Source organism: Pseudorhodobacter sp., assembly GCF_034675685.1.
Classification (GTDB): Bacteria; Pseudomonadota; Alphaproteobacteria; order Rhodobacterales; family Rhodobacteraceae; genus Pseudorhodobacter.
Genome location: NZ_JAUCDA010000019.1, coordinates 148546 through 164686 on the forward strand (window position 1 = coordinate 148546; position 16141 = coordinate 164686).

Here is a 16141-nt window from a genome sequence, read left to right on the forward strand (position 1 = left end):
AATCAAAACCTAAATGGCTGTTCTTGATGGAGATGCGTTGCAGCAGGCGGGCTTGGCCGCAAGCTCTCGTGTTTTTTCGGGCCAAACCGCTAAATCGGGTAGGTGCGCTGCCTGGGCATGAATGGCTGGGGCGATTTAATTGGTGCAGGGGATCGGCATTTCCACAACTTCCGCGCCGCGCCGGGTTTTGATGGTACATTCGCGGGCCTGTTCGACCCGTGCCGGTTTTGCGACCTGAATGCCAAGCAACGCGGCGCTATCGACCTCGACCGCGTCTACAACCGTGTCATCGCCAGTGCCAACCAAGGACAAGGCCAGACGACCTGTGGCCTGTGCCTGCGCAAGGCGGGCCACCTGTTGCGGGGTTGCCTCGACCGTCACGGTGCGCGCAATCGTGGCCGATGTCGCCCGGTCGCTGTTGGCCGCCTGATCAATAGCCACCACGTTGATCGCGGTTTCTATCAGTTGCGTGAAATCACTGTTGTTGCCTTGGGTCGAGCCGGTCCAGTAGATATCCACATTGTCACCCGGATGCACAAAACCCGAAACCCCCGACGCCACATCAACCTTGATCGCAAAGGCACGTTTGCCCTTGGCCAGACGCGAGGTCAGGCCAATATCCGCCCCCGGTTCGGTGACTTTGACGCCCAGAATGACTTCCATCTTTTCCATCTGGCGGATCACATACCGAGTCTCTTTATAGTCACCCGGAAACAAGGCGGATTCGTCTGTATAGGCCCCTTTGGGTAGGGATTTCACCGGAAAAGTCGCCAGTTGCACATCGTCTTTGGTGATGGCTGCGCCATAGGCCATGGCTTTGTTGACGACATAAACATCAACCAAATCCCCCAGTTTCAGCCGCGCTGCCTTTTCACGGGCCACTTCGTTGGTTGCCTGGCTGACAAAGCCCTGAACCATCCACACAGCGGCCCCGGCCAGCATCACGCCGACGACAAGAACAAGTCCAAACACCATACGCATCACATTCACCTCAAATTTCAGGTCTACAAGCCATGTCGTTAGTCGCTTTCATAACCGATCTCAAAATCTGCGATGGCATCGGCGATAACCACGGCACTGCTATCGGTGGCAAATGCGACAGGCATCAAAACCAACATGCCCACACCGATGACAGCAGCACTCAAGACAACCCAGTCCACAGTGACCGCACCTATTTCGCAGCGTAAGAATTTAAGCAGAGGGGGAATCATTCTGGCCAATCCTTTGGTGTTTCGCTGCCCGCGTGCGCTTTAGGGTCTGCTTTTGGATATCGTCCGAATGTGGCAATAATCGGGTGGCAGCTTTGTAATCCGGTGCCTTTGGTATGAAAAAAACTGCAATTTTAACCTTTGCTGCGCAGGTACCCTAAACAATAGGCCGCACCTTTTCAGATGCGGCCCGTCGGTTGTATTATTACCCTAAGGGCCTGTTATGATGGGGGTGTTTCCTCACCAGAGTAGCCAATGCCCCGCGTGTCCAAGGTATCCGAGATATTGCCGCCCATAAGTTCGATACCGCCGCCGACAGTGGTCATAACAACCATGCCCAGGCCAACGATGGCTGCGGTCAGCACAACCCAGTCAACGGTCACGGCGCCAGATTCGTCGTTAAAGAATTTGTTGAAGATGCTCTTCAGTGTCATGGTGTGTTCCCCTTCAAGGAAGTTCTACATTCAGGTTTCATAACCGTTTCAGATCAACTCGGCCTGGCCTCTGTTCCGTCCCGATACCCGACGCGGTATGACTTTGTTAAACACCCAGAATGTGGCGACCGCTTGAAGGAATAATGGCTTTTTTGGGACAGAGCTTTTTTCGGAAATTTGCCCAGACTTTCCAAATCAACAGGGTTTCCTGGAAATTTCGCGGATGATCACTTGCTGCAATCGGCCGGGTTGCTGTGGTATTCCGGCCAATTTGGGCGGCTTGGCCGTATTTGAAGGGGTAAATCAGTGGTCAGGCTGAATGATTCCTGCAATGCTTTGCAAAAGAAACGTAAAAGAGCAGTAAATCGAAATGCCAAAGATGGCGCATATACGGGTGATAGCCCCGGTGGTGATTGTGTTGGCGCTTGGCCTGTGGGCCAGTGTTGGCCCGGTGATCGCGCAAACGCCGCCCTATCAAGATGATTTCTCGGCGCGCTGGGTCAAGGTTTCGAAAAACCCGAAAGGGCCGCGCATTACCGTGCAGATTGACCCGGTAGAGCAGGCAAGGCGCCTGGCCGTTGCGCCAAAAGCCAGCACGCCAGAACTGGCTGTTGCGACGGCTGTCGCCACAGTTACGCCGCTTGCGCCCATGGCCCCTTTGGCTGTCTATGGCTGGTATTGGGATAAGGTGCCGGCCGCGCAAGGGGCCAAGGATGGCCGCTATGCCCTGGCTATGGCCAGCCTGTCGCAGGGTCCGGCGGGGGCCACCGTCCGCGCGCCGCGTTTGCAACAGATGCAAGAGATGGCAAGCAAATATGGCACAGAGATATTGAAGGCGACGATCGGGACCAATGTTTCGCCCGCGTTTGTTTTGGCGGTTATCGGGATTGAAAGTTCAGGCCAGCCCGCCGCTGTCAGCACGGCCGGGGCGCTTGGCTTGATGCAGCTTATCCCGGCGACAGCGGAACGATTTGGCGTAAGCGATGCGACTGATCCGGTGCAAAACATCAAGGGCGGGGTGGCCTATCTGGATTGGTTGATGGGGCAGTTTGACCGCGACCCGCTGATGGTTCTGGCAGCCTATAACGCAGGTGAGGGGGCGGTTCGTGCCAATGACGGCGTGCCGCCCTATTCCGAAACCCGTGATTATGTGCCCAAGGTTCTTGCCGCATGGCAGGTTGCCCAGGGTCTGTGCATGACCCCGCCGGAACTGGTCAGCGACCCTTGTGTGTTCAAGGTGATTTCAGCGGGGGGGTGATGCGCGCTTGAAAACCCCGCCTGATCGCCATGTTCGCGCCAAACGCAGGGGGGCGCCGGGGGGCAGCCCCCCCGGACCAAGCCGAAAGCCGGGGGGCAGGCCCCCCGGACCAAGCCGAAAGCCGGGGGGCCAGCCCCCCGGACCCCCCGGGATATTTACACCGAAAAGAAAGCGGGTTTGCGGGCGGTTTCGGTTTTGGTTTCGGCTTGGGTTCGTTCGGCGTGTATTGGCTGCTTTAGCCGACGATGGTTGCCTCGGTCGCCGCACGCAATTCGGCTTCTGATACGCCCTCGGCGCATTCGACAATACGCAAACCGCCATCCACCACGTCCAGCACGCCAAGGTTGGTGATGATGCGGTCGACCACGGCCTTGCCTGTCAGTGGCAGGGTACATTCCTTCAGCAGCTTGGACTCGCCATGTTTGGAGGTATGGTCCATCACCACCACAACCCGGCCGACACCTGCGACCAGATCCATGGCCCCCCCCATGCCTTTGACCAGCTTGCCGGGGATCATCCAATTCGCCAGATCGCCATTTTCGGCCACTTCCATCGCGCCCAAAATCGCCATTGCAATCTTGCCACCCCGGATCATCGCGAAACTTTGCGCTGAATCGAAATAGGCTGTTTGCGGCAGCTCGGTGATGGTTTGTTTGCCTGCGTTGATCAGATCGGCATCTTCCTCGCCTTCCAGCGGAAACGGCCCCATGCCCAGCATGCCGTTTTCCGACTGCAGCGTTACCTCGATACCCGCGGGGATATAGTTCGACACCAAGGTCGGAATCCCGATGCCGAGATTCACATACCAGCCATCTTGCAATTCTTGCGCCGCGCGTGCGGCCATTTGGTTCCGGTCCCAAGCCATGATCAAGACGCCTTTCTGACGGTGCGCTGTTCGATGCGTTTTTCGTGATCGCCCTGTACGATGCGATGCACATAGATGCCGGGCAGGTGGATCGTATCGGGGTCAAGCGACCCGAGTGGCACGATCTCCTCGACCTCGGCCACACAAATCCTGCCACAGGTGGCAGCGGGTGGATTGAAGTTGCGGGCGGTTTTGCGGAAGATCAGATTTCCCGAAGGGTCGGCCTTCCACGCTTTCACGATCGACAGGTCTGCAACAATCCCGGTTTCCAGAATATATTCCTGCCCGTCAAATAGTTTGACATCCTTGCCCTCGGCAATCACGGTGCCCACGCCGGTCTTGGTGTAAAAGCCGGGGATGCCCGCGCCGCCTGCGCGCATTCTCTCGGCCAATGTTCCTTGCGGGTTGAACTCCAGCTCCAGCTCTCCTGACAGGTACTGCCGCATGAATTCGGCATTTTCACCGACATAGGATGAGATCATCTTTTTCACTTGTCGGGTTTCAAGCAGCACGCCAAGGCCAAATCCGTCAACGCCGGCATTGTTCGACGCAACCGTCAGCCCCTTGGTGCCTGCGTCCCGGATGGCCGCGATCAGCAGTTCCGGAATACCGCAGAGCCCAAAGCCCCCCGCAGCGATCAGCATGCCATCAAACAGCACGCCGTCCAGCGCTGCAGATGCATTCTTGTAAATCTTCTTCACGCAAACTCTCCCCGCAATGTTATGCAAAAGTTCTGGCTGACCCGTGCGGTGAAGTCAATTGCCGCAGCGCAGCGCCTTCCCGAAATTCAGGCCTTGTCGAAACATTCACAGGGAAATGGGCGGGCTGGGCGTTTTGCTGCGCGCGATTATGGGGGGGCCGTGGTTCCATATGCATAAATTGTTGATGATTTCGGGGGGCTGTGTATGCTGCACCCTGACAGATACGGTTTTTAGCGGGTTCGGCATGGATATGGCGGCAAGCGTGTATCTTGCAGGCATTGATGAATTTGGCCTGCGAGATGGCCGTCTATTGCATAAAGGCGACAAATGGGGGCGGCGTTACCGTTGGTAAAGACATGGGCCGAATTCACACCCGAGCCGGGCAGGCCATTTCTCAAGATGCAGGGGTTGGAAAATCACTTTGTCATCGTGGATGGGCGCGAGACGGGCTATTTCCCCAGCCCTGATGAGGCGGCACATATCTGCAATCCTAGAACCGGCATTGGTGCCGACCAGCTTTTGATTATTCAACCGCCCACCGAGCGGGGGGCAAAGGCGGGCGCCTATGCTTTTATGCGCATCATCAATATTGACGGGCAAGACGCCGAGGCCTGTGGAAACGCCACGCGCTGTTTTGCGTGGTTGATGCTGGAGGAAACCGGGCTGGACGCGATTGTTCTGGAAACGGTCGTCGGCCCGCTGCGGTGTCAGCGCAAGGGCCATAAGATTGTCAGCGTTGAAATGGGGCGGATTACGACGCAATGGGATCGTATTCCGCTGCAACATGCCACCGACACAGTGCATCTTGATATTTCTGCTGGCCCGCTTTTTGACGGTATTGCGCTGAATATCGGTAACCCGCATGTGGTGTATTTCGTCGATGATCTTGATAGTGTTAACTTGGAATCGGTGGCCCCCAGTATCCAGAACAACCCGATCTTTCCGAATAAGGTCAATGTGGGCGCTGCGCAGGTTGTGCGCGATGATTATATCCGCTCGGGTGTTTATGAACGTCCGGGGTTGTTGACGCGGGCCTGTGGCAGTGGGGCCTGTGTTGCTGTGCGCGCGGCGCAGTTGCGCGGATTGACCAGCCAAAACCGCGTCACGGTTGAAATGCCCGCAGGCCTGGTGGACGTAGAGATCAAATCCGACAATTCTGCTGTGCTGACCGGCCCGGTAGAGTATTGTTTCAGTGGAACGCTGCCAGGACCAGAACGGAATTCGGCATGACTGACGTTATGATAAAAATCGACAAAGTATGCAAAACCTATCACATGAAATCCCGGCCCGATCCGATTCGGGCCTTGGACAATGTGACAAATCACATTGATCGTGGCGAGGTGGTGGTGATTATCGGGCCTTCGGGGTCGGGGAAATCGACGCTTTTGCGGTCACTGAACGGGCTTCAGGAAATCGACAGCGGCTCTATCTTCATTGATGGCGTCAGCGTGACAGACAAGAAAACCGATCTGAACAAGCTGCGGTCGCAGGTGGGCATGGTGTTTCAGCATTTCAACCTGTATCAGCACAAAACCGCCTTGGAAAACATCGTCTTGCCGCAAACCGTCGTGCTGAAACGCAGCCGCGCCGAGGCGGAAGCGGTGGCCAATGACCTTCTGGCCAAGGTCGGGATTCCGGATCTTGGCGGAAATTATCCGTCAATGCTGTCGGGCGGCCAACAGCAACGGGTCGCGATTGCGCGATCTTTGGCGATGAAACCCAAAGTCATGCTGTTTGACGAGGCCACGTCTGCGCTTGACCCCGAAACCGTGGGCGGCGTGCTGGAATTGATGCGCGGGCTTGCGGCGGATGGCATGACGATGGCGGTTGTGACCCATGAAATGGGCTTTGCCCGCGAGGCGGCAGACCGCATGATCTTCATGGACGCCGGGGCGATTGTTGAAGAAAACACCCCCGATCAGTTTTTCGACAACCCACAATCAGAACGCGCGCAGGATTTTTTGCGTCAAATCCTGTAGCCCGCAGAAACGAAATCGCAAACGAAATCGGAAGCGACACCAAACCAACAAAACCGGAGGAAAGAATGAGAACATTTACCAAACTCGCCGTTGCAACCGTCAGCGGGGCCTGGCTGGCCTTGGCGGCCACGGCTTCGTTTGCCGAAACCACGATGGAAAAGATTGTCAGAACCGGGCAGATGACCATTGCGGTACAAACCCAGGGCCCGCCCGTCAGCTTTATCGACAAGGACGGCAAAAGAACGGGTCTGGCGATAGAGCTTGCGCAGTTGATGGCCGACGATATGGAAGTTGAGCTGGTCATTCAGGATTATGACTGGAAGGGGCTTATTCCCGCGCTTTTGTCGGGCAAGGCCGATTTCATTGCGGCTGATATGACCCCGACCGCCAAGCGCAGCATGCAGGTGGTCTTTACCGAACCGGTGTTTTTCTCGGAAACCATCGCCTTTGCAATGAAAGATTCCGGCTATACATCCTGGCAAGACCTGAATGTTGCGGGTGTTTCGGTCGGGGCAACGCAAGCATCATCCTGGGCGGATATTACGCGCAAGAAAATCCCGAATGCAGAGCTGAAGGAATTTGCTGGCGGTACGGCGCAAACCGTGCAAGCGCTGGTTTCGGGCCGCATCAATGCCGGCGTGTCGGATCGCGGGACGATTGCGGGTTTCATGTCGTCGATTGACGGGCTTGTCATGCTTGACGGGACCATCAGCAGCGAACCGCTGGGCTTTGCTGTTCGCCCGGATTCGCTGCATCTGTTGGCCGCGTTGAACAACTATATGGGCCTGATCCGGTCCGATGGCCGTTTGGAAGAAAAGCTGGACTACTGGTGGAACAGCACCAATTGGGAAGCTGATCACAAGTAAGATCTGGCCCCGCGATGTGCCTCGGCGGCGTTCGTGCCGCCGGGGCACATCCTGGGCAATCGCATATCATCTCTGCATACAAGACCGGATGGGTTAATGGATTGGCTCCAACGTATTTTCAACTTTCGGATTGTCGGGCAGTATTGGGAAGTCTTTGCGCAAGGCATTTTCAATACGATCTGGATTTCGGCAATCTGTCTGGTGCTGTCCCTGACGTTTGGCATCTTTGTGGCGCTGGCGCGCCGGTCCAGCAATCCCTTTCTCTGGCGCCCGGTCGCCGGTTACATTCAGGCGATCCGGTCAACCCCGCTGCTGATCCAGATTTATCTGATCTATTACGGGCTGCCGGCCATCCTGCCATTCGGCAATTTTCTGGATGAAACGCAAACCGGCATCATCGCGCTGACCATCCACACCACGCCCTACATGGGCGAGATCATCCGCTCGGGGCTTGAATCGATTGATCGCGGGCAGGTAGAGGGTGCGTTATCGGTTGGCATGACGCCCCGGCAAACCATGACGAATGTTGTGTTGCCGCAAGCGGTTGCAAATGTCGTGCCGCCCTTGCTGGGGCAAACGGCGGTTCTGATCAAGGACACGTCGCTACTTAGTATCATCGCGGTGTTTGAGTTGATGGGCGCAGGCCTGCGGATGTTTTCGGAAACGGTCATCGCCACGGAAAGCTATGTGACGACTGCGGTGTGTTACCTTGCCATCTATGCCATGATGCTTGTCTTGTCTGGCATGGTTCAACGCAAGCTGGGCGGTTCCGCCTGGCAGCAGAACTAGGGAATATCGCATGGAATGGTTTGCGCATCACTGGGGCATCATTGACCAACTCTCGCCTTTCTTGCTGCAGGGGCTTTGGGTCACGTTTCAGGTGTCCATCATCGCGATTTTCCTTGGCTCCACGCTGGGGGCGATTTTGGGGATTCTGAAAACGCTGCAAATCTATGCGTTGGAAAAGCTGATCAACGGCTATTTGCATATTCTGCGCGGTTCACCCTATCTGGTGCAGCTTTACATCATCTATTTCGTGCTGCCCTCGCTTGAAATTGAGTGGCTGAAATTTGACAGCTTCATGGCCGCGGTGGTGTCGCTTTCGCTTTACACCTCCAGCTATGTGACCGAAATCGTTGCATCGGCCATCTTTGCCGTGCCAACCGGGCAGGCCGAGGCCTCGCGGTCGGTCGGTATGACCAAGGCGCAGGCGTATCGCTATGTCATCTTGCCGCAGGCCTTGAAAATGACGATCCCGCCCATGGCCAGCGTCTATGTAATCGTGATCAAAAGCACGGCCGTGCTGTCGGTGATCGGCATTGCCGAGCTGACGCGTCAGGGCGAGGTGGCGATTATGCGGATGCCCGGCGACATCATGTTTATCTACAGCCTGATCGCCGTGTTCTATTTCATCTATTGCTACCCGGTCCTGCGCTTTTCCAAATGGGCCGAGACCCGGTTCGGCAGTATTGGCGTCGATGTGAAGTGAGCCGCCCGCCCGAATTGGCGCGCCGTCGAGCGCTTGACCGCAAGGTTTATCGTGGGGCGTGGCGCCCCCTTGCCAGCTTTGGTCTGGCCCGGTGTTGCCGTGCTTTGGAAAGCTAGGCCGGCGCGGATTGGCAGCCGCGCTTCGCCTTTGGCCCGGGCGCCACTTTGCCCTTTCTCGTGCCGGCCCTGTGCTGTTAGACAGCGCCTACGCATGAAGGCGCGCGCTGTGGAGTGGAGGCGGCATGAATGATATTTGGCACGGCCTGACGCAGGCCGTGCGTCTTATCGCTGACCTGGACCCGGATTTGATGGAAATCGCGGGCCTGTCGCTGCGGGTAAGCGTTGGTGCGACGGTGGTTGCCGCGCTGATCGGCCTTCCGCTTGGGGCGTGGCTGGCTGTAAACCGCTTTCGGGCGCGGCGCGTTGTGATCGCCCTTTTGAATGCGCTGATGGGCTTGCCGCCGGTCGTGGTGGGGCTGTTTGTGTATGTGTTGTTTTCACGCTCGGGGCCGTTGGGCGTTTTGGGCCTTTTGTTTACCCCTACCGCCATGGTGATTGCGCAGGTTATCATCATTACCCCAATCATCGCCTCCATTTCGCATCAAACCATACGAGAGCTGTGGGCCGATTACCACGATTTGCTGATTTCGCTGAACACCAGTCACCGGCAACGGATCACCGCGCTTCTTTGGGACGGCAGGCGGGCGTTGATGACGGCCGCGCTTGCGGGGTTTGGCCGCGCAATTGGCGAGGTGGGCGCCATCATGATCGTTGGCGGCAATATCGACCATCTGACACGGGTGTTGACCACCGCGATTGCGCTGGAAACCGGCAAGGGTGAATTTGGCATGGCGCTGGCATTGGGCTTTGTGTTGATTGCGTTGGCCGTTGCAGTCAACTTGTCGGTGCATTTTCTGTCGCGCACGGAAAGCAGTGGCCGATGGTAACGTCAATCTTGCCGTTAGAGATTATCGAGATTTCGCTGCGGCGCAAGGGCCGAACCATTCTGGGCCCGATTTCCTGGGTGCTGGGTGGTACGGGTATTACCATCATTCTGGGGCCAAACGGGTCGGGGAAAACATCCTTCTTGCGGGCGATGCACGGGTTGGAGCGGGTCAGTTCGGGCCGCTTGCACTGGGCCAATACGCAAGACAGGGTGCGGGCGCAGCAGAGCTTTGTGTTTCAGAGCCCGATTTTGATGCGGCGTTCGGTGGTGAATTGCATCGCCTACCCGCTTTTGCTTGAGGGTGTGCCGCGCGCGCAGGCGCGGGAACGGGCAGCCGAAATGGCGGGGCGTGTGGGATTGGGCGCTTTGCTGGACCATCCGGCGCAGGTGATTTCGGGCGGTGAAAAGCAAAAGCTGGCGCTGGCGCGGGCCTTGATACGCAGGCCAGAGCTGCTGTTTCTGGATGAGCCTTGCGCCAATCTGGATGGCCGCTCTACGCGTGAAATAGAGGCGATCTTGTGCACTGCGCGCGATGCGGGCACCCGCATTGTGATGTCTACGCATGATCTGGGGCAAGCCCGGCGGCTGGCCGATGAAATTGTGTTTCTTTACAATGGCCTTTTGGTGGAATCCGGGCCAAAATCAACCCTGCTTAAATCCCCGGCCGCGCCGGAAATCGCGACATTCCTTAAAGGAGACTTGTTACCATGATGCTGAGATCGCTTACATTTGTCGCCAGCCTTGCGCTGTTTTCAGGTGGCGCCTGGGCGCAAGACCTGAAGATGGCCGTGACCACATCTTTCGCCAATTCCGGGCTGGCCGAGGTGCTGCTGCCGCAGATCGAAAAAGATACCGGCATTACCGTGCAGCTTTTGGTTGTCGGCACCGGGCAGGCCTTGGCGCTGGGCGCTGCGGGCGATGTGGATGCGGTTCTGGTTCATTCGCGCGCCGCCGAAGAAAAATGGCTGGCCGAAGGAAATGGCACCCATCGGCGTGAAATCATGTATAATGACTTCGTGATTGTTGGCCCGGCATCGGACCCGGCGGGCGCTGGTACGGCAAAACTGGCAACCGAAGCGTTCAAGGCGATTGCAACAGCCGAGGCCGCCTTTGTCAGCCGGGGCGATGACAGTGGCACCCATAAAATGGAACAGGCGCTATGGCAGCAAGCCGGTGTGGCCCCCGCAGGCGATTGGTATCGTGCCGTGGGGCAGGGCATGGGGGCCGCGCTGAATACCGCTGCGGGCATGAATGCCTATATTCTGTCGGACCGGGCAAGCTGGTTGAATTTTGGCAACAAGGCCGACCTTGCTATTGATTTTCAGGGTGACCCGGCCTTGTTCAACCAATATGCCTATTTGCCGGTGAACCCGCAAAAACACCCGCATGTAAAGGCCGAACTGGTTCAGAACCTGGAAGATTGGCTGGTGAGTGACACAGCCAAGGGGTTGATCGAGGGCTATAAAATCGCAGATCAACAGCTTTTTGTTTTCAACGCCGCGCCTGAGTAGCTTGAGGCTGGAGTGAAAGGGGGGGGGCGGGGTGCGTTGCCACTGTAAGACTGGCCAGACGGATGTGCAGGCGGATTTTTGCACGCCATCAGCGCGCAAGCAAATTGTGATCTATAGCAATATGCCGTGAACCGGCCCCCCCCTATCGCGGTTTGAAATCAAAGATTTCAACGCGTTATGCAATAGACCCTGTTTCAGGTTAAGGGTGAAGCGCTTTGGCAGGCCCTCTGCGTGGGCGCGTGACAATAAAACGAAAGACCCCGCCGGGGTGAACCGGCGGGGCTGGGGTTTGGGGTTGAGTGGTCACGTGTTTTGCAAGCAGCGACCGGTCTTCCCGGTTCCTTTGTTCTAGAGTGATTCCCTTACCAAAAGGTTACCATCACCCTGCTTTTGTCAAAGCCCGTCAAAGGCACATAGCGTGTGTACCTCCATCCCCATTTTCTCCAGCTTCTCGCGCCCACCCAAGGCGGGAAGATCCACGACAAAGGCGCAGCCCACAACCTCGGCGCCCAAACGCTCAATCAGTTTGATCCCGGCTTCGGCGGTGCCGCCAGTGGCCAGCAGGTCATCGACCAGCAGCACTTTTTCTCCGGCAAGAAAGGCGTCGTCATGCACCTCTATCACGGCATCGCCATATTCCAGCTTGTAATCTTGCGCGATGGTGCGCCCCGGCAGCTTGCCCTTTTTGCGGATCGGAACGAACCCCGTGGAAAGCTGGTGCGCGACGGCACCGCCAAGGATAAAACCGCGCGCCTCCAGCCCGGTCACCTTGTCAATCCGCATCCCGGCATAGGGCGAAAGCAACTGATCAATCGCCATCCGAAACCCGCGCGGGTCCGCGAACAGGGTGGTGACATCCCGAAACAAGATCCCTTCATGCGGGAAATCGACGATGGTGCGAATATAGTCTTTGACGGTCTTGGTCATGGTCGTTCCTTGTAAAAAGGCGGTTAGAACAGGTCGGTGGTGGGGGGCACAGGCCCGCTGGCGGCATCAGCCTGCGCGGCTGAGGCGGGCAAAATCGGTTTTGGTGCCAAGCCAATGTGACGCCCGATAAGGCCACCGGCCCAACAGGCGCTGTTCCTTGTGCTGCGCAGCCAGCCTGCCTGACGGGCATTGCGATAGCACGCAATCTTTTACAGCCAAACACCGGCAGAGACAGGATGAACAGGGCAGCACTTGGCGTGGTTTTCAAAGAAAACTCCTTTGGCGATCAGGGACTGCCGGGAAGGCGGCTGGCTATAGCACCCGTTTTGCCACGATGTCGAGCTTGGCCAAAAGTGCGGGGTCGCGTGCGGTGGGGGCGGTCATTATGGCATTGTCCAGCGCGTGGTCGCAGCCGTGGGGGCAGGGCGCGCGGTTCTGCGCCAAAAAGGCTGGCAGGCCCGCAACCATCGCCTTTGCATGGCTGGAATTGGTGGCAAGTGTGGCAATGACCTGCGCCACATCCACCGCGCCATGCGCCTCGTGCCAGCAATCATAATCCGTGACCATGGCAATCGAGGCATAGCAAAGCTCGGCTTCGCGGGCGAGTTTGGCCTCGGGCATATTGGTCATGCCGATCACATCGGCACCCCAGGCGCGATAAAGCTGCGATTCGGCAAGGGTGGAAAACTGCGGCCCTTCCATGGCCAGATAGGTGCCACGCGGATGCAGCGTTACACCAGCGGCGGCCTGGGCGCAGGCGGCCCCCAGACGTGGGCAAGTGGGCCGCGCCACCGAGACATGCGCCACGCAACCCGGACCGAAAAAGGATTTCTCGCGGGCAAAGGTGCGGTCGATGAATTGATCGACAATCACGAAATCGCCCGGTGCGTAATCTTCGCGCAGCGAGCCGCAGGCAGAAACCGAGAGGATATCGGTGCAGCCCAACCGTTTGAGCGCGTCGATATTGGCACGGTAGGGAATATCGGTGGGCGACAGGCGATGCCCGCGCCCATGACGCGGCAAAAATGCCATTTTAGCGCCCTTCAACCGCCCGACCAGCACTTGGTCCGACGGTTGCCCCCATGGGGTTTCGACCTCTAGCCAGGTTGCGTTTTCCAGCCCATCAATCTCATACAAGCCAGAGCCACCGATCACGCCAAGCATTGTTTGCATTTGATCACCCTTTTGGTGGCACCATTGCCTTTCAGGTTAGAATAGGGTGCAAGCTGCGGGTGGGAAAGGCCAAAAACCGACTTGCGAAATTGCTGGGTTTAGGGTTTGCATGCGCGTCGCTGGCGCGGTGTCGCGCGAATGGATTTGACGGAGGGTGCCGGTTTTGTACCGTTTGAGCGTAGAAACCGAAGCCGATGGTTGGGAGGTCGAGGCCCTGTATGACCTGTGTTTTGCACCGGGCCGCACGGCGCTTTCCTCGTATCGCTTGCGTGAGGGCGTGCCAACGGTTGCACCGCTTTGCCTTGTGCTGCGCGATGCAACGGGGGTTTTGGCTGCTGCCATCCGGTTTTGGCCGGCCAGGGTTGCCGGTTGGGATATTTTGCTGCTGGGGCCGATTGCAGTGCATCCAACCCGGCAAGGCGAGGGGTTGGGGGCATTGCTGATCACTGAAAGCCTGGCACGGGCGCGGGAACTGGGCGCAGCACGGGTGCTGCTGGTCGGTGATGCCCCCTATTACAGCCGCTTTGGTTTTGCCAAGCTGCAGGGCGTGGTGATGCCGCCGCCGACCAACCCTGACCGGGTTCTGGGAATTGCGCTGGACGAAGGCGCCTGGGACGGCGTTATCGGCGAGGTGACCCGCGCCCTACCATGAGGGCGCTTTCGCAAGGCTGTTCGCCGCCGCTTGTTTTGCACAAGGCGGCGCATTATCTTTATGCGATGGACCAAGAAATCACTTACCCGTTGCCCAGCCTGCTGACCCCCGATCCGGGGCCAGAGATTTCCAGGCTTGCCGCGCGGCAGCTCAAGGCGAATGGGCCCTTGATTCGACTTCTCAACAAATTCGGCGGCAAGATTGAAGACCAGATGGATCATTTGCCGGTTGGTCTGCGCCGTCAGATTGAACGCATCACCACCGAGGCATTGACGCGTGCAGTTACGGTTGCGGGCCATGGGCGGCATGCGCCCGATTTCGGGCCACGCGCGGCCCCGGCGCTGGCGGCGCTGACCGGGGCGATAGGGGGCGCGGGCGGAATTGTCACCGCGCTGGCCGAACTTCCGGTGACCGTTACCGTGATCTTGCACACGATCTTGCGCGCAGCCGAGGCCGAGGGCTTTGACACCGGCCTGCCCGAGGTGCGGGCCGAGGCGCTGCGTGTGTTGATGTCTGGCGGGCCGCTGGCGGAGGATGACGGTATCAACACCTCATTCATCGGTGCGCGCATGACGCTGACGGGCCCGGCCTTGCACAGTCTGCTGGCCAAGATTGTTCCCGGATTCGCTACGGTGCTTGGCCAGAAGCTGGCGGCGCAATCGGTGCCGGTGCTGGGGGCGTTGTCGGGCGCCGGGCTGAATGCGGCATTTTTGACGCATTACCGCGAATTGGCGCATATTCGTTTTGGCCTGCTGCGGCTGACGGTTTTGCATGGGGCCGAACCAGTACGCGCTGCGTTCGAACAGGAATTGAAGGTGCGGGAAATCGCCCCCTGAAGCGGTGATACTTGGGGCGGGCAGATTACGGCCTGCTGTCCCCCAGCAGACGGTCGGTGATGTGGCGCGCGATGGGAATTGCCGAGGTGGCCGCGGGCGAGGGGGCGTTACAGACATGCAGGCTGTGGCGTGTATCGACAAACAGGAAATCGTCGATGATCTTGCCATCCGGGGTCACAGCCTGGGCGCGCACCCCTGATTTATAGGGGGCAAGATCGGCAAGCGTGATGCGGGCGCAGTATTTCTGTACCTTTTTCAGATAGCGTTGTTTGGACAGGGATGAGCCCAGTTCATCCACCGCAGACCTTGCATTCCGGGCAAGGAGTTTCCAAAAACCGGCATAGCTGAGAGCCGAGCCGAGATCGGCGGGGTTCAGGCTGAACCTGCCATAGCCTTCGCGCGCGCCGGCCAGTACCGCTGACGGGCCAACGGTAAAGCCGCCGTTCATTTTGCGGGTCAGGTGGACACCAAGAAAGGGGCGCTCTGGGTCGGGGACGGGGTAGATCAGGTGTTGAACCAGATCATCCGGTTGGTTTTGGATCGCGAAATAATCGCCGCGAAAGGGAATGATGCGGAAATTGATGTCTGCGCCAAAGCGGCGGGCCATGCGATCGGCATGCAGACCCGCACAAAACACCGCCTTACCGGCTGAAAGCACGCCTTGGCTGGTGTGCAAGGTGACGCCCTGCGCCGTTTCATCCCCGCCGGTGACGCGGGTGTTCAGGCGAATCTCGCCGCCGCAACGGGTAAAGATTTCGGACATTTTCAGCGCGACCACGGCAAAATCGACGATCCCGGTAGACGGCGAGAGCAGCGCGCCAGTGGTGGTGATATTGGGTTCCAGCCTCTTGGCCTCCTCGGCTGTCAGGCGCTCAATCTCTATTCCATTGGCGCGGGCGCGGGATTCGAGAGTGACCATGCGGGCAAGTTCAGACGCGTCGGTGGCGACAATAAGCTTGCCGCAGATGTGGGTGGGGATTGCATGTTCGGCGCAAAACGCGCGGGTGGCCTTGACGCCAAGCGCGCAGAACCGGGCCTTGAGGCTGCCGGGGGCATAATAGACGCCGGCGTGGATGACGCCCGAATTGCGCCCGGTTTGGTGCAGCGCGGGGTTTTGCTCTTTTTCCAGCAGGGTGATTTTTGCCTTTGGGTGGCGGGTTTGCAGGTCAAGCGCGGTGGCAAGGCCGACGATACCGCCGCCGATGATTGCGAAATCTGTGGTGGATGAGGTTGGCATGGGGATCACTTTGTTTGGGGCCGGGTAGCGGGGGCCTTGCCCCCCTTGCCTGACGGCAAT

The 16141-nt window shown here is 58.2% G+C and carries 19 protein-coding genes; 11 read left to right on the plus strand and 8 right to left on the minus strand.

The features are described 5' to 3' along the window. Positions 1-135: 135 nt before the first annotated feature. From cpaB to VDP61_RS17340, 3 genes are all read right to left on the minus strand, one after another. On the minus strand, positions 136-981 hold the full coding sequence (gene cpaB / locus VDP61_RS17330; RefSeq protein ID WP_323008114.1) for a Flp pilus assembly protein CpaB: 846 nt from the start codon (positions 979-981) through the stop codon (positions 136-138). 38 nt (positions 982-1019) lie between these two features. Continuing rightward, positions 1020-1211 carry a hypothetical protein gene (locus tag VDP61_RS17335; protein ID WP_323008115.1) on the minus strand — a complete coding sequence of 64 codons (192 nt, stop codon included), beginning with the start codon at positions 1209-1211 and terminating at the stop codon, positions 1020-1022. A gap of 218 nt (positions 1212-1429) precedes the next feature. Further along, positions 1430-1642 carry a hypothetical protein gene (locus VDP61_RS17340; protein ID WP_323008116.1) on the minus strand — a complete coding sequence of 71 codons (213 nt, stop codon included), beginning with the start codon at positions 1640-1642 and terminating at the stop codon, positions 1430-1432. A 379-nt stretch (positions 1643-2021) separates the two neighbouring features. On the opposite strand from VDP61_RS17340, the gene VDP61_RS17345 reads away from it, so the two are divergent. Beyond that, positions 2022-2900 carry a lytic transglycosylase domain-containing protein gene (locus tag VDP61_RS17345; RefSeq protein WP_416236556.1) on the plus strand — a complete coding sequence of 293 codons (879 nt, stop codon included), beginning with the start codon at positions 2022-2024 and terminating at the stop codon, positions 2898-2900. A gap of 235 nt (positions 2901-3135) precedes the next feature. Here VDP61_RS17345 and VDP61_RS17350 read toward each other — a convergent pair whose 3' ends face one another. Both VDP61_RS17350 and VDP61_RS17355 read right to left on the minus strand, forming a co-directional pair. Next, positions 3136-3765 (minus strand): 3-oxoacid CoA-transferase subunit B, encoded by a 630-nt coding sequence (locus VDP61_RS17350; protein ID WP_323008118.1) that lies wholly within the window; start codon positions 3763-3765, stop codon positions 3136-3138. Between the two features lie 2 nt (positions 3766-3767). Then, positions 3768-4466, minus strand: a complete 699-nt coding sequence (locus VDP61_RS17355) for a CoA transferase subunit A (protein ID WP_323008119.1) — start codon at positions 4464-4466, stop codon at positions 3768-3770. A gap of 345 nt (positions 4467-4811) precedes the next feature. Between VDP61_RS17355 and dapF the strand changes: the two genes are divergently transcribed. The 8 genes from dapF (at position 4812) to VDP61_RS17395 (ending at position 11256) form a co-directional block, all read left to right on the plus strand. Beyond that, the gene (gene dapF, locus VDP61_RS17360) at positions 4812-5696 is read left to right on the plus strand and encodes a diaminopimelate epimerase (RefSeq protein ID WP_323008120.1); all 885 of its coding nucleotides are present in this window, start codon (positions 4812-4814) and stop codon (positions 5694-5696) included. A gap of 8 nt (positions 5697-5704) precedes the next feature. Then, complete coding sequence (locus VDP61_RS17365; RefSeq protein ID WP_415233732.1) at positions 5705-6445, plus strand: amino acid ABC transporter ATP-binding protein; 741 nt, start codon at positions 5705-5707, stop codon at positions 6443-6445. Positions 6446-6510: 65 nt separating this feature from the next. After that, positions 6511-7311, plus strand: coding sequence for an ABC transporter substrate-binding protein (locus VDP61_RS17370; protein WP_323008122.1), 801 nt, complete (start codon positions 6511-6513; stop codon positions 7309-7311). Between the two features lie 96 nt (positions 7312-7407). Then, positions 7408-8100, plus strand: coding sequence for an amino acid ABC transporter permease (locus VDP61_RS17375; protein ID WP_323008123.1), 693 nt, complete (start codon positions 7408-7410; stop codon positions 8098-8100). Between the two features lie 10 nt (positions 8101-8110). After that, positions 8111-8800, plus strand: coding sequence for an amino acid ABC transporter permease (locus VDP61_RS17380; RefSeq protein ID WP_323008124.1), 690 nt, complete (start codon positions 8111-8113; stop codon positions 8798-8800). 241 nt (positions 8801-9041) lie between these two features. Further along, the gene (locus VDP61_RS17385) at positions 9042-9746 is read left to right on the plus strand and encodes an ABC transporter permease (RefSeq protein ID WP_323008125.1); all 705 of its coding nucleotides are present in this window, start codon (positions 9042-9044) and stop codon (positions 9744-9746) included. Continuing rightward, the gene (locus tag VDP61_RS17390; RefSeq protein WP_323008126.1) at positions 9740-10456 is read left to right on the plus strand and encodes an ABC transporter ATP-binding protein; all 717 of its coding nucleotides are present in this window, start codon (positions 9740-9742) and stop codon (positions 10454-10456) included. Before VDP61_RS17385 ends, VDP61_RS17390 begins: the two co-directional genes overlap by 7 nt. After that, the gene (locus tag VDP61_RS17395; RefSeq protein WP_323008197.1) at positions 10456-11256 is read left to right on the plus strand and encodes a substrate-binding domain-containing protein; all 801 of its coding nucleotides are present in this window, start codon (positions 10456-10458) and stop codon (positions 11254-11256) included. The genes VDP61_RS17390 and VDP61_RS17395 overlap by 1 nt, the downstream gene beginning before the upstream one ends. A gap of 393 nt (positions 11257-11649) precedes the next feature. Here the strand turns inward: VDP61_RS17395 and VDP61_RS17400 are convergent, their stop codons facing one another. Then, positions 11650-12183, minus strand: coding sequence for an adenine phosphoribosyltransferase (locus tag VDP61_RS17400; protein WP_323008127.1), 534 nt, complete (start codon positions 12181-12183; stop codon positions 11650-11652). Positions 12184-12495: 312 nt separating this feature from the next. Further along, the gene (locus VDP61_RS17405) at positions 12496-13356 is read right to left on the minus strand and encodes an S-methyl-5'-thioadenosine phosphorylase (protein ID WP_323008128.1); all 861 of its coding nucleotides are present in this window, start codon (positions 13354-13356) and stop codon (positions 12496-12498) included. A gap of 163 nt (positions 13357-13519) precedes the next feature. On the opposite strand from VDP61_RS17405, the gene VDP61_RS17410 reads away from it, so the two are divergent. Continuing rightward, a complete protein-coding gene (locus tag VDP61_RS17410) occupies positions 13520-14008 on the plus strand; it encodes an N-acetyltransferase (protein WP_323008129.1) in 489 nt (162 codons plus the stop codon). Beyond that, a complete protein-coding gene (locus VDP61_RS17415) occupies positions 14005-14844 on the plus strand; it encodes an EcsC family protein (protein ID WP_323008130.1) in 840 nt (279 codons plus the stop codon). Before VDP61_RS17410 ends, VDP61_RS17415 begins: the two co-directional genes overlap by 4 nt. 25 nt (positions 14845-14869) lie before the next feature. Here the strand turns inward: VDP61_RS17415 and lhgO are convergent, their stop codons facing one another. After that, on the minus strand, positions 14870-16081 hold the full coding sequence (gene lhgO / locus VDP61_RS17420) for an L-2-hydroxyglutarate oxidase (protein ID WP_323008131.1): 1212 nt from the start codon (positions 16079-16081) through the stop codon (positions 14870-14872). Positions 16082-16141 lie beyond the last annotated feature (60 nt).

Excerpts from the sequence above, each read along its gene's own strand:
- cpaB (WP_323008114.1), bottom strand. The coding sequence starts at position 981 with ATGCGTATGGTGTTTGGACTTGTTCTTGTCGTCGGCGTGATGCTGGCC.
- VDP61_RS17335 (WP_323008115.1), bottom strand. The coding sequence starts at position 1,211 with ATGATTCCCCCTCTGCTTAAATTCTTACGCTGCGAAATAGGTGCGGTC.
- VDP61_RS17340 (WP_323008116.1), bottom strand. The coding sequence starts at position 1,642 with ATGACACTGAAGAGCATCTTCAACAAATTCTTTAACGACGAATCTGGC.
- VDP61_RS17345 (WP_416236556.1), top strand. The coding sequence starts at position 2,022 with ATGGCGCATATACGGGTGATAGCCCCGGTGGTGATTGTGTTGGCGCTT.
- VDP61_RS17350 (WP_323008118.1), bottom strand. The coding sequence starts at position 3,765 with ATGGCTTGGGACCGGAACCAAATGGCCGCACGCGCGGCGCAAGAATTG.
- VDP61_RS17365 (WP_415233732.1), top strand. The coding sequence starts at position 5,705 with ATGATAAAAATCGACAAAGTATGCAAAACCTATCACATGAAATCCCGG.
- VDP61_RS17370 (WP_323008122.1), top strand. The coding sequence starts at position 6,511 with ATGAGAACATTTACCAAACTCGCCGTTGCAACCGTCAGCGGGGCCTGG.
- VDP61_RS17375 (WP_323008123.1), top strand. The coding sequence starts at position 7,408 with ATGGATTGGCTCCAACGTATTTTCAACTTTCGGATTGTCGGGCAGTAT.
- VDP61_RS17380 (WP_323008124.1), top strand. The coding sequence starts at position 8,111 with ATGGAATGGTTTGCGCATCACTGGGGCATCATTGACCAACTCTCGCCT.
- VDP61_RS17385 (WP_323008125.1), top strand. The coding sequence starts at position 9,042 with ATGAATGATATTTGGCACGGCCTGACGCAGGCCGTGCGTCTTATCGCT.
- VDP61_RS17390 (WP_323008126.1), top strand. The coding sequence starts at position 9,740 with ATGGTAACGTCAATCTTGCCGTTAGAGATTATCGAGATTTCGCTGCGG.
- VDP61_RS17395 (WP_323008197.1), top strand. The coding sequence starts at position 10,456 with ATGCTGAGATCGCTTACATTTGTCGCCAGCCTTGCGCTGTTTTCAGGT.
- VDP61_RS17400 (WP_323008127.1), bottom strand. The coding sequence starts at position 12,183 with ATGACCAAGACCGTCAAAGACTATATTCGCACCATCGTCGATTTCCCG.
- VDP61_RS17405 (WP_323008128.1), bottom strand. The coding sequence starts at position 13,356 with ATGCAAACAATGCTTGGCGTGATCGGTGGCTCTGGCTTGTATGAGATT.
- VDP61_RS17415 (WP_323008130.1), top strand. The coding sequence starts at position 14,005 with ATGAGGGCGCTTTCGCAAGGCTGTTCGCCGCCGCTTGTTTTGCACAAG.
- lhgO (WP_323008131.1), bottom strand. The coding sequence starts at position 16,081 with ATGCCAACCTCATCCACCACAGATTTCGCAATCATCGGCGGCGGTATC.